Raw genomic sequence first — 9,430 nt, 5'->3', positions numbered from 1 at the left:
GGTGGTCCCACCTGACCCCATGCCGAACTCAGAAGTGAAACGCCGTAGCGCCGATGGTAGTGTGGGGTCTCCCCATGTGAGAGTAGGGAACTGCCAGGCATCAAACAGAAAGAACCCCGTACCGGAAGGTGCGGGGTTTTTTGCTTTGTGCGCGGAAAAACATGCCGGATGGCGGCTTCCCCTTATCTGGCATGCGGGTTTTGTAGGCCCGGTAAGCGCAGCGCCACCGGGCAATGCCGGCCGCACGACCTCATCGGGAAGAGATACAGGAATAAATTTAAGGTAAGGTTTTAATAAGCGCAGAAAAGCAAAAACCCAGCCATAGGCTGGGTTCTTTAAATAGTGGTGCCCGGACTCGGAATGGATTTTGTTTTGTAATTGCATTGATTAGAATGGTTTTTATCTTGTTCCATAAACGTTGAGGCCCCCATTAAGGCCCCCTTCTGCAAAGGGTCAAAATTTGATGGTTGAACAGGAACTTTTACATCCATCTGAATACTATTTGATGGCAAGGTATAGTGATCTACTACGGAATCGCAGTGAGCACCATCCATGTTTGAAAATGATACCATAATTTGGTTCCTTACTGTTTAGTGGGCAACGCCCCTGGATAGTGTTTCGCGATAATGTCGTTCAGCTTATCGACCAGCTCCGATCGCCTGAACGTGATATGGACAGTTCCCTTCTGAAAATACTTAATCACAGACATCTCATCCTCATAACGGGTGCTATGCCTGTTCTCATGGATATGGTCGCTTAACCGGCGCGTGACGTCGGCGCGATTGTCGGGGATGGCCTTCCCATCCAGCAGCATCAGCATGCGCTCAAGGTCCGTTAACCGGTCACGCTGCCAGCCCCAGTTCAGACCAAATCCCCACCGGTCATATTTGACAAGCCCCGTCACGATGATTTTCCCGCCAAACCTACAGGGGCTGTTTGTCTTAAAATTCCAGCTCAGACCTTTAAACACGTTAATCACACCTCGTTCAAACACCTCACCTTTATTCAGATGCAGTTGTTCGAATGTGTTGAGAATATTCTCTTCACTGATAGCCGGAATATCGTCTTTCTCCAGGCTGTTGTACCACTCGTCGCGGACCTGTGCGTCCATGAGCGCCAGCATTCCCGAGCGTTGCATCAGATCCCGCCATATACCACGATCGATATTGCGAGTAATGGCTTTCATGGCCGTATCAGTATCCTCCATCAGCCAGCAGTCGTAGCTGTATTGCCGCATTCCCTATTCATTCGCTTTACCACCGCCGATGCTGCGGGTCAGCGTCGAGATATCGTCAAGTTGTTGTATCAGCGTTTCAATCTGTGCAATCGCGAAATTACGTCCGGTGATGATGCGCTCAATACTGGTAGAACAAATCACATCGGTATGGCCGGTTAACACTTCAGGTTCGGTGAGGGTAAGATCTGACATTTTAATTTCCTTTATATAAAGCAAAGCGCCAGCCGGTAAGGGCTGGGGCTTATAGGTGTGTGGTGAGTATGGTTCGGTGGCTAACAGGTTCTGGTCTGTTGCAGAAGCTGAAGATGGCGGAGATTACGAACATCGTTTCGCGCCTGCTCAATCCAGGGCAACAGCACTGCTGAATCCGTCTTGTCTTCGTCGTTGTCGAAAATAATGCCGGTGTTGCAACTGATGTTGTCCTGCAGCCAGCCAATCAGAATGTTGAGAGCCACTTCGGTGGTTAATTCCGGCATGTAAAAACCTTGTGGTGATTGAGGTGGGGTTACCAGTCAAAGGTTGTAAAACTTGGTAGCACTTCGCCAAAGGCATCCAGATGAACAATGCCAGCGGCGTAGCGACGCATAAGCGTCACTAATAACCGACGGCAGGCTTTTGACAGACCGAGGCGTTTGAGGCGTAAGACCGGAAACGACCACGCGCCCAGGTGGAGCAGATAACCCGAGCCGGTATAACTAATCCATTCAGACTCGCCAAAGTCTTCATGCTGGTGTGAAAGGGTAAACAGCAGAGCATTGTCTTCCGCCGTGATATGTGCAGTGCTGCACTGAATGCCGTTCAGGCGGGCAACGGGCGGAATTGGATCTTCAACAATCAATTTCCCCGGTTCGTCAGCAACGAGAAGCGAATAACCGTTCTGGTTCACCACATTGATCAGGTCGGTCAGTTCAATACCGTCAATGTCTACGACGATCCGGCCCATGTTGAGGGCCAGTACGTTGATGGCATCGGCTTCCACCGTCAGGGACAGCTTCATGGTTGCACCTCACGGTATTTGCCGGTGGTGATGTCGGTAACGGCCCTGTAGCTATGACGGGTCATCAGCCCGGTGGCTTTGCGGGCGCGGAGAATATCGATACTGGTGAGAAGCGGCGACTGAGTTTCCGCGTTAAAACCGCGACGATCAGTGCGTACCAGGTCGTATTTCTCCACGATGAAATTCACCGCGTCGCACAGTGAGATACCGGCATCGATATGCTCTTGGATCACACCATCTTTGCCAAATGGCGTGTCGTTGAGCGTCAGACCGTAGTGACGGTCCAGCAGGTGACTCAGGAGGCGCTGCCAGATCGCCACGGGTGACGGGCGTGGCGAAACCTCCCGTTTCGGAGGAACAGGTTGTGTTTGCATAATGGAAACCTTTACTGGTGAGTTAAACGAAGGAAAACTGCCGGGAGGTTTATTCTGTTGTTGCAGGTGTCGGGTAAATTGCGAGATAGACGTACCCGTGCGAGCCGAGGCTGTCGGCCTCGCATATCAGCCCTTTTGCATACAGCGTGACGCAGTGCTGATGACGGGGATTCAGCTCACCGGAAAGCAGCATCAGCTCCAGTTGCTTCAGCAGTAGCGGGAATGCCTGGTCGAGATGGCGTAAATCCGCGTCGCTGAAGGTGCCGGTGATGCTGGCGCGGTCGTTCAGGTAATGCAGCCGGTTGCCCTCCTGCACCAGACGTGCGCCAAAACAGGGGGTGATATCGCGTTTAAGCCCCCACCAAGGGGCGGCGATATCGTGGTTTACAGGCGGTATTGTATTCGACAATTTTAGCCTTCCTTAAACGTGAATTAATTCAGCGTAACGCTGCGTAATACGACGTACGGGCCGTTGCGGTCCTGACGGTGTTCTGCGAAGACGGCGAGCACGCCGCTGATATCCTGCACTTCCCGACCTGCGTAGTGGCAGATGCTGCCGGACCATGTGTATTTGCCGGCACAGAAGCGAAACAACCGGGACTGCGGATGCTGGCGGTATATCGCCATCGCCTGGCGTTTGCTGATGATTTTCATCGTTATTCTCTCCTTAAAGCCACCCTCTCTCAGCAAACGAGACGATCTCCATGCCGCCCACCACCAGGTGATCAAGCAGTCGGATATCAACCAGCTCCAGCGCCTGCTGAATACGCGTAGTGACCTGACGATCTGCATTGCTGGGTTCGGCAAGGCCTGACGGGTGGCAATGCGCCACAATGACAGCGGCACAGTTATGCTTCAGACCGGCCTTAACCACCTCGCGGGGATGGACCTGCGTATGATTGATGGTGCCGGTGAAGAGCGTTTCGTGGGCTATCAGACGATGCTGGTTATCGAGGAAGAGTACAGTGAATACTTCACGCTCCAGTGAGGCGAGTTGCAGACGCAGCCAGTCACGAACGGCGGTGGTGGAGGTAAAGGAGGCGCCGGGCTCGCGTAACTGGCGTTCCAGCAGGGTCAGCGCACGTCGGATAGTGCGCTGTGCGGCGGGAGATATTCCCCCGCTGTCGGGGGGGCAAGGGGTTATATTCATTGGCTTTTCCTTTATGTTGACCCGTCCGGGATTGATGTGTTGTACAGTTTCACGGCAACGACGAACTCGTCGTGCTGGGATTCAAACCATGACCAGATAGGGAAGAGAGAGGTGCCCGTCAGAAAATGCAGGAAGAGTTCGTCGGTCACAACGTCTCCGTCCTCATCCCTGACCGTTATTTTCCCCAGCGCATCCCACAGGGTATTCAGGTGAGACAGTTCATACGACATGGCGGGATGCTCAGTCGATGATGTGCATGATGGCGCTGCATTCCGGGTGACTGAGCGCGTAATCCCGCAGGCGGTAGTAGTGCTCCGTCATGGCATCGCATTCGGTGCGCATGGCATGGTGGCTGTAAGTCATCAGACAGACGGCAATCCCCGCAGCGTCGGCACTGAGTTCACCGCCGTTGCCGTTCATAGTGTTGAACAGCGACCACGGTTCATTGTTCTCCGCTTCCGGGGCCATAAACGCACCACCGTTGCTGAGCGTATAAAAATTCCAGATACCGCCGTTGTAGTCGGCGCAGAAACGGTCCATCCACGCGAAGACCGTCGGCTCAAGGATTATCCACTGCGGTATGCTGCCGAAGTACTGCGGCCAAAAGCCGATGCGCTGCTCGTCCTGTACGAGGGTGGCGGTCAGCGCTGGCGCAGAACCGGCAGGTTGTGGCGGTAACGGAAGGGTATCGTGAAGGTTAATAATGTCGGTCATGTTAGTTTTTCCTTGTTTATTTATCGGGTTGGGGATGCTGGTTCAGCAGGAGTGACGGGCAGGACTGCGCATAGCCATCTTCATCGCACCGTGAGGGCCAGATGCTGTCAGATACAGACAGTCGGCACAGGCTGAGCTCGCCGGGACGGTAGCAAAGATGTCTGCACCAGGCGCAGAGGTCATCGTCGGAGATGGAACGGCAGCCGGACTGGTTTTGCAGGGAAACGGGCCAGACAGCCGTCAGACGGGTATTTGCAGGAATGTGCTGCATCAGCTCAGTGCCTGCTGCAGTTCTTCGGCCATCACCCAGAGCGCGCGGTTGAGTTTGATATCCCCGTCGATACCGTTAACCGCACGAGTGTGGGTACGTTTACCCTGTGCGGTGCGTCCGCTCAGCCCGCCTTTCAGCAACGATTCCTGAATGCGGTTATAAACGGTCCACAGGTCGTCCTGATGGTCCTCATACCGTCGCGGTGTCAGTATCTGCGCTGCGGTCACCGGCTGATATTCTTCACCAAAGCGGTATGTCAGTGCGGCGTTCGCCAGGGCATGTTGCGCGGGTGCTGGTAGTCGAAGTGACTGCATGGCCTCGCGCTTTTCTTCCACCCGATCAAAGACACCGAGCACTTCATAAGCCCCCTCAATCACTTTCCCGGCCACATCGCCACGATGCGGTACACGAATTTCACCGAACGACTGTCCGCAGACGAGCCCGTTGGTGCAGATGGCTCTGAACAGCCCCGGCAGCATCTGGTATGAGCTGCTACCATCGTGCGAGTTAAGCAAAATGATTTCGGGAACCTGCTGGCCGGTTATCTGACCGGTACGACGCAGGCGCAGCAGATGTTTGGTGTGCTCCCGGCGGTCAGGGTCGCGTACGCGTGACTGGCAGGCGAAGAAGGGTTCAAAGCCTTCGCGTTGAAGATTTTCGAGCAGAGTAATGGTGGGTATGTAAGCGTATTTTTCGCTCCTGGAACCGTGGCGATCTGCACTGAATACGCTGGGAACGACCTGCATCAGTTCTTCGCGGGTTAACGGACGATCGCGACGGATCTGGTTTGTCCGTCCAAAGCGGCTGGCTAGTCTCATGGTAAATTCCTTATTGTTGATTTAACGGCATAAACAAAACAGCCATGCTCCTGTGGGAGCATGGCTTTTTTGTGTGGTCGCTATTGGGTTAAGCTGTGGTGTGTCAGTGTTTGGGGATCCCGTGGCTGAGCAGATAGCGGTTAAGCCATTCCCCGGCACTGGCTTCAAAATTCCAGGCCCGCCAGATTAACGTCCCCTCGCTGTCGCGAATAACCAGCCGAAAGTGCGTACCCTGGTCATCTTCTATAGTGACGTTGTGGTAAAGCGTGACCACGGCTTCAGCCTGTCGGCGGGTGAATTGCCCTGGCGGTAACGACGTATCGTCAGTGACTTGCATATTCAGTTCCTGATGAATGGCATAAAACAAAATGCCCCGCTCAGTGAGCAGGGCATCAGTGGGTTAAGTGTGTGGCAATAAGCTGCAGTATCTGTTCCATGAGCGCTGTGATTAAGGCACCTGCGAGCAGGGTTGCCGCCTGTCTGGCGATGTAAATACTGTCTTCGTCATAGCCTTCTTCGCGGAAGTGGTCTTCCACAAACTGCTGCGCCCGGCTGCTGGCGCACCACGTCAGCACCTGACGCAGGGTGTTGAGCACGATTTTCAGTAATGTCATTGGGTCAAATCTCAGAGGGGGGATCCGGATGAATCTGGGGCACACAGGAATGCCCCGGCCGGATAATAAGAGGAGAGCTGCGTTACTGCGGTGACGGAGACTCCGGCGGCACAGGGGCCTGACCATGAATAATGCGGTGCTTCGCCAGTGCCTGCGGCATATCGTTGATGCAGTATGTAATGTAGAAGACGTTGAGCACCACGGTATAAAACGCATTCATCTTCAGGTCAAACCGGAAGGTGTTCAGCGCATAGTGTCGCAGTGCTGCTCTGGCCTTAAAGGCCCAGACGATGTACATCACGCCGCAGGTGAGCGACAGAATGCCGCTTAAGGCCAACAGTGTATCGCTGCCCGTGTAGTAGCCCGCCAGGTCCGGTGAGGCCATCACGCCGAACTGTCGTCCGAGCCCAAAACAGACGGCGAGCCAGATGATAAACAGATTGCCGCAAACCGGATATCCGGTGGTGTCGCTGATAATCTGCTGTTTTCGGTACAGCCACAGTAACGGCCAGATGCCGCAGGTGGCGACGGTGAGTAGAACAAAATGCAGGGTTGGCGTCGTCAGTCGCTGGCTGAGTGTCGAAATGTCGGTCATATCGTATTGTCCTTGATTGATTTTGCTGTAAACCGGGGATGCGCCGGGTTACCCGGCGGTCAGTGTCGTGCATTCGGGCATATCAGCCAGAACCTTGTGAACGTTTCCAGCCGAAGGGGTAAAGTGCCCCACCTGTTTGTCGTTGACGTAAATCTCAAACGACGTTGCTTTTCTGATGGCATCAATGAACGACAGCCAGGCGTTGTCGCCGTTACGCCAGCCCAGAGAGGACGGCAGGGGGAACGTCTGGTCATCCGTGACGACGGTGATGGCGGTTTTCTCATCCTGTGAATCGGCACCGCTGCCGTCAGGCAGGGTGAGCATGACGTGATGCTGCAGGATATTCTGGTCGTCAGGGTTGCCGGTGCAGTTCAGGTTCATCATCACGTTTTCCGGGCTGGTGATGATGTACTCGGTGACGCCCATACCGAAGCCACTGCTCCACATATTGGGGACCGCCTGTGCCGTGATGGCAAAGGTCAGTAATCCTGCTGACAGGATGGCGTGCATGAATCGCATGGTATTTTTCCTTCTCAGTCAAAAATGTTGTTGGGGGGCAGCCGTGTTACATGAGTTGTTTACCCACGACGATAAGTCCGGCCAGCCAGCCGATATACTGTGGGCCCACAAGCCAGAACAGACGGGCCTTGAGTAATCCGGTCATTCCTTCGCGGGTGTATACCGCATCCGGCATCAGCCATTGTCGAAGAGCAGCACCGACCGTCATACCGGCTCCGGGCCCAAGCGTCATCCAGAACAGATATTCCATTCCCTGACCAAAACTGCGTATCTCGCCGGTACTCCCGAACACGTTAAACAGCACGACCACAAGCGCGATGGCGAAGGCAATCGCGAAATATTTAATGACAAGCGCCATGTTCAGATTTCCTTATTTTCTGCACTGCTGAGCAGCGCTCAGCATGTTGTCCATGAAGCGCGGGGGGACATAACCGTATTGCTGGTTCATTTTCTCCAGCTCCCCGTGCGTATATTTCGTTTTGAGGTCATCCCGGATACATCCGCAGACGGCGGTAGTACCGCCGCCTGATTTGCATCCCCGGATAAACTCGCGTTCATTTTTGTCGCCACAGCCGCTCAGGGTTACGGCAGACAACATCAGGGTGAAGAGCAGCAGAGGGCCTTCGACAGGTTTCACGATTTGACTCCTTTGGGTCTGGATGGATGTTCAGGGTGTTGTTCCCTGAAGGTGTGAATGACATCACTGATAAAGCGAAAGTGGGGCAGTGCGCTGATAAATCCCTCTTCAGTAATGAGCGAACTGATTTCGCTCCGGCGACGGAAGGTTTGCTCTGAGAGTGAGGCCGAGATAATGTCTTCCAGCCGGAACACCCGAAGGCTCCCCCGGCAACAGACGACCAGATACCAGTGCTGATGCCGGTAAATCAGGCGGTAAGGCTCCTGCTCATCGTGACGGACACCGCCGACCAGCAGACTGACCACCCGGTGATGACAAATGGCTTCGGCCAGACGATGAAAACTGTCAGCCTGTGTCCATGCTGGCGGTAAGTCGTGCCAGATAAAGCAGGGTGAGGTGCCCGTTTCATTCATCAGCAGGTGCATCAGTTGCCGGTTCTGCGACGGGATAATGCGTGCGATACCGGTACTGCGGGCAAAGGAAACGGCCCCCGGAGAGTGATCACGCGTGGCGCTCTCACTGAGCCGATACGTGCCGTTCTCCCCGATAATGTCGAGGTGGACCAGCCGTTGATGTAAGTCACGACGCAGGGTGCGTATCGATACACCAAACTCACCGGACAGTGTCTGAAGGGTCAGCGTTTCTCCGGCCATTAACCGGCTGATAATGACCGACAATCTGACGGCCAGCCGGTCGTAGCGGGCCTCTTCATCGGGTCGTTGCATGGACGCTCCGTGTGCGATAAATAGGTTGATATTTCATGCGGTTATTATGCGGGCGGGGAGGGACACGTTATGTCCATCCCCCGTAATGGCGGAAAAGAAAAAGTAAAATTCATCTTTCAGTAAACAGGAGAATTAACAAAGGGTTAGTGCCAGGTAGCTGAAATGACGACAGCATGCTGACACGCCCTGTCATCAGTCGTGCCGTAGCGAGTACGGTCAGCGGCTCAGGCTTTGTGCAGGATGGGCTGACCCTTATTAACGTTACGGTGCACTGAAGATATGCTCGCACTGCGTGCAGCCGTATTCATCAAAGACGGTACCGTCCAGTTGTTCTCCGGCCAGAGAGCCTGCCACCGCACCAGCACAGGCGCCGGACAGAAAACCAATGAGGCCTCCGGCTATCGTACCGACAACCGGAATGACTGAACCTATCAGCGCACCGGTGGAGGCTCCTTCAAGCCCGGCAATGCCTCCGGCTGTTGCGCCAATGACCCCACCCGTCTTTTTACCCACATGGCGCAGTCGTATGTTTTGCGAACCGCAATTCGGACAATGCATTTCTTTCTCCCTTATTACTGGCAATAAATAGCCGCCTTCATGAGCTGGCGGACCGTGTATCAGAGAGACCTGGGTACCGGAACAGAAAGCATAGCTGTGACTTAGCGCGAGAAGCATACGCACGGGTATTTTGTGGGACAGTTGACCCGGGAGAAGGAATAACGACGGTAACAGGGTATCGGGACCCCGTTTGTTCTTACTGGACACATTAACCTCCGTGA

The 9,430-nt window shown here is 54.3% G+C and carries 19 protein-coding genes, 1 rRNA gene and 1 pseudogene; 1 reads left to right on the top strand and 20 read right to left on the bottom strand.

Features of this window, described 5'->3' with window-relative positions; genetic code table 11:
• Positions 1-99, top strand: a 5S ribosomal RNA gene (gene rrf / locus ACOTZP_RS07335); the annotation flags it as partial.
• Between the two features lie 236 nt (positions 100-335).
• Here rrf and ACOTZP_RS07330 read toward each other — a convergent pair.
• The 20 genes and pseudogenes from ACOTZP_RS07330 to ACOTZP_RS07235 all read right to left on the bottom strand — a co-directional run bounded on the left by ACOTZP_RS07330 (position 336) and on the right by ACOTZP_RS07235 (position 9,209).
• Positions 336-572, bottom strand: a complete 237-nt coding sequence (locus ACOTZP_RS07330; protein ID WP_016154458.1) for a hypothetical protein — start codon at positions 570-572, stop codon at positions 336-338.
• Between the two features lie 11 nt (positions 573-583).
• Positions 584-1,429: pseudogene (locus ACOTZP_RS07325) on the bottom strand (DUF4942 domain-containing protein).
• 80 nt (positions 1,430-1,509) lie between these two features.
• The gene (locus tag ACOTZP_RS07320; protein WP_009652505.1) at positions 1,510-1,713 is read right to left on the bottom strand and encodes a DUF957 domain-containing protein; all 204 of its coding nucleotides are present in this window, start codon (positions 1,711-1,713) and stop codon (positions 1,510-1,512) included.
• A gap of 29 nt (positions 1,714-1,742) precedes the next feature.
• Positions 1,743-2,234, bottom strand: a complete 492-nt coding sequence (locus ACOTZP_RS07315) for a DUF5983 family protein (RefSeq protein ID WP_009652438.1) — start codon at positions 2,232-2,234, stop codon at positions 1,743-1,745.
• Positions 2,231-2,608, bottom strand: coding sequence for a TA system toxin CbtA family protein (locus ACOTZP_RS07310; RefSeq protein ID WP_016154457.1), 378 nt, complete (start codon positions 2,606-2,608; stop codon positions 2,231-2,233). The genes ACOTZP_RS07315 and ACOTZP_RS07310 overlap by 4 nt, the downstream gene beginning before the upstream one ends.
• Positions 2,609-2,657: 49 nt before the next feature.
• A complete protein-coding gene (locus tag ACOTZP_RS07305; protein ID WP_009652436.1) occupies positions 2,658-3,017 on the bottom strand; it encodes a type IV toxin-antitoxin system YeeU family antitoxin in 360 nt (119 codons plus the stop codon).
• 23 nt (positions 3,018-3,040) lie between these two features.
• Positions 3,041-3,262 (bottom strand): DUF987 domain-containing protein, encoded by a 222-nt coding sequence (locus ACOTZP_RS07300; protein ID WP_009652392.1) that lies wholly within the window; start codon positions 3,260-3,262, stop codon positions 3,041-3,043.
• Positions 3,263-3,275: 13 nt separating this feature from the next.
• A complete protein-coding gene (gene radC, locus ACOTZP_RS07295) occupies positions 3,276-3,758 on the bottom strand; it encodes a RadC family protein (protein WP_016154455.1) in 483 nt (160 codons plus the stop codon).
• A gap of 11 nt (positions 3,759-3,769) precedes the next feature.
• Positions 3,770-3,988 carry a hypothetical protein gene (locus ACOTZP_RS07290; RefSeq protein WP_009652503.1) on the bottom strand — a complete coding sequence of 73 codons (219 nt, stop codon included), beginning with the start codon at positions 3,986-3,988 and terminating at the stop codon, positions 3,770-3,772.
• A gap of 10 nt (positions 3,989-3,998) precedes the next feature.
• Positions 3,999-4,472 (bottom strand): antirestriction protein, encoded by a 474-nt coding sequence (locus ACOTZP_RS07285; protein ID WP_009652453.1) that lies wholly within the window; start codon positions 4,470-4,472, stop codon positions 3,999-4,001.
• Between the two features lie 16 nt (positions 4,473-4,488).
• On the bottom strand, positions 4,489-4,743 hold the full coding sequence (locus ACOTZP_RS07280; protein ID WP_009652519.1) for a hypothetical protein: 255 nt from the start codon (positions 4,741-4,743) through the stop codon (positions 4,489-4,491).
• Positions 4,743-5,561 carry a DUF932 domain-containing protein gene (locus ACOTZP_RS07275; RefSeq protein ID WP_009652424.1) on the bottom strand — a complete coding sequence of 273 codons (819 nt, stop codon included), beginning with the start codon at positions 5,559-5,561 and terminating at the stop codon, positions 4,743-4,745. The genes ACOTZP_RS07280 and ACOTZP_RS07275 overlap by 1 nt, the downstream gene beginning before the upstream one ends.
• 103 nt (positions 5,562-5,664) lie before the next feature.
• Positions 5,665-5,898 carry a DUF905 domain-containing protein gene (locus tag ACOTZP_RS07270; RefSeq protein WP_009652474.1) on the bottom strand — a complete coding sequence of 78 codons (234 nt, stop codon included), beginning with the start codon at positions 5,896-5,898 and terminating at the stop codon, positions 5,665-5,667.
• 55 nt (positions 5,899-5,953) lie between these two features.
• Entirely contained in the window at positions 5,954-6,175 is a 222-nt protein-coding gene (locus ACOTZP_RS07265) for a hypothetical protein (protein WP_009652443.1), read from the bottom strand.
• Between the two features lie 82 nt (positions 6,176-6,257).
• Positions 6,258-6,770, bottom strand: a complete 513-nt coding sequence (locus tag ACOTZP_RS07260; protein ID WP_009652395.1) for a DUF4234 domain-containing protein — start codon at positions 6,768-6,770, stop codon at positions 6,258-6,260.
• Between the two features lie 48 nt (positions 6,771-6,818).
• Complete coding sequence (locus ACOTZP_RS07255) at positions 6,819-7,289, bottom strand: hypothetical protein (protein ID WP_009652431.1); 471 nt, start codon at positions 7,287-7,289, stop codon at positions 6,819-6,821.
• A 46-nt stretch (positions 7,290-7,335) separates the two neighbouring features.
• The gene (locus tag ACOTZP_RS07250; RefSeq protein WP_009652410.1) at positions 7,336-7,647 is read right to left on the bottom strand and encodes a hypothetical protein; all 312 of its coding nucleotides are present in this window, start codon (positions 7,645-7,647) and stop codon (positions 7,336-7,338) included.
• Between the two features lie 12 nt (positions 7,648-7,659).
• Positions 7,660-7,926, bottom strand: coding sequence for a hypothetical protein (locus ACOTZP_RS07245; RefSeq protein ID WP_009652486.1), 267 nt, complete (start codon positions 7,924-7,926; stop codon positions 7,660-7,662).
• Positions 7,923-8,651 (bottom strand): helix-turn-helix transcriptional regulator, encoded by a 729-nt coding sequence (locus ACOTZP_RS07240; protein ID WP_009652433.1) that lies wholly within the window; start codon positions 8,649-8,651, stop codon positions 7,923-7,925. The genes ACOTZP_RS07245 and ACOTZP_RS07240 overlap by 4 nt, the downstream gene beginning before the upstream one ends.
• Before the next feature lie 261 nt (positions 8,652-8,912).
• Positions 8,913-9,209, bottom strand: coding sequence for a membrane protein (locus ACOTZP_RS07235; RefSeq protein ID WP_009652512.1), 297 nt, complete (start codon positions 9,207-9,209; stop codon positions 8,913-8,915).
• Positions 9,210-9,430 lie beyond the last annotated feature (221 nt).

It is taken from the genome of Enterobacter cloacae complex sp. SYL001 (assembly GCF_049237025.1).
In the GTDB taxonomy this organism is placed as follows: domain Bacteria; phylum Pseudomonadota; class Gammaproteobacteria; order Enterobacterales; family Enterobacteriaceae; genus Enterobacter; species Enterobacter intestinihominis.
The sequence above is the reverse complement of the archived record's forward strand: the minus strand, read 5'-3'. Positions and strand labels throughout refer to the sequence as shown.

Coding starts and splice junctions, on each gene's coding strand:
- ACOTZP_RS07300 (WP_009652392.1), bottom strand. CDS start 3,262: ATGAAAATCATCAGCAAACGCCAGGCGATGGCGATATACCGCCAGCAT.
- ACOTZP_RS07265 (WP_009652443.1), bottom strand. CDS start 6,175: ATGACATTACTGAAAATCGTGCTCAACACCCTGCGTCAGGTGCTGACG.
- ACOTZP_RS07255 (WP_009652431.1), bottom strand. CDS start 7,289: ATGCGATTCATGCACGCCATCCTGTCAGCAGGATTACTGACCTTTGCC.
- ACOTZP_RS07260 (WP_009652395.1), bottom strand. CDS start 6,770: ATGACCGACATTTCGACACTCAGCCAGCGACTGACGACGCCAACCCTG.
- ACOTZP_RS07270 (WP_009652474.1), bottom strand. CDS start 5,898: ATGCAAGTCACTGACGATACGTCGTTACCGCCAGGGCAATTCACCCGC.
- ACOTZP_RS07235 (WP_009652512.1), bottom strand. CDS start 9,209: ATGCATTGTCCGAATTGCGGTTCGCAAAACATACGACTGCGCCATGTG.
- ACOTZP_RS07275 (WP_009652424.1), bottom strand. CDS start 5,561: ATGAGACTAGCCAGCCGCTTTGGACGGACAAACCAGATCCGTCGCGAT.
- radC (WP_016154455.1), bottom strand. CDS start 3,758: ATGAATATAACCCCTTGCCCCCCCGACAGCGGGGGAATATCTCCCGCC.
- ACOTZP_RS07285 (WP_009652453.1), bottom strand. CDS start 4,472: ATGACCGACATTATTAACCTTCACGATACCCTTCCGTTACCGCCACAA.
- ACOTZP_RS07290 (WP_009652503.1), bottom strand. CDS start 3,988: ATGTCGTATGAACTGTCTCACCTGAATACCCTGTGGGATGCGCTGGGG.
- ACOTZP_RS07315 (WP_009652438.1), bottom strand. CDS start 2,234: ATGAAGCTGTCCCTGACGGTGGAAGCCGATGCCATCAACGTACTGGCC.
- ACOTZP_RS07240 (WP_009652433.1), bottom strand. CDS start 8,651: ATGCAACGACCCGATGAAGAGGCCCGCTACGACCGGCTGGCCGTCAGA.
- ACOTZP_RS07280 (WP_009652519.1), bottom strand. CDS start 4,743: ATGCAGCACATTCCTGCAAATACCCGTCTGACGGCTGTCTGGCCCGTT.
- ACOTZP_RS07330 (WP_016154458.1), bottom strand. CDS start 572: ATGGTATCATTTTCAAACATGGATGGTGCTCACTGCGATTCCGTAGTA.
- ACOTZP_RS07250 (WP_009652410.1), bottom strand. CDS start 7,647: ATGGCGCTTGTCATTAAATATTTCGCGATTGCCTTCGCCATCGCGCTT.
- ACOTZP_RS07320 (WP_009652505.1), bottom strand. CDS start 1,713: ATGCCGGAATTAACCACCGAAGTGGCTCTCAACATTCTGATTGGCTGG.
- ACOTZP_RS07310 (WP_016154457.1), bottom strand. CDS start 2,608: ATGCAAACACAACCTGTTCCTCCGAAACGGGAGGTTTCGCCACGCCCG.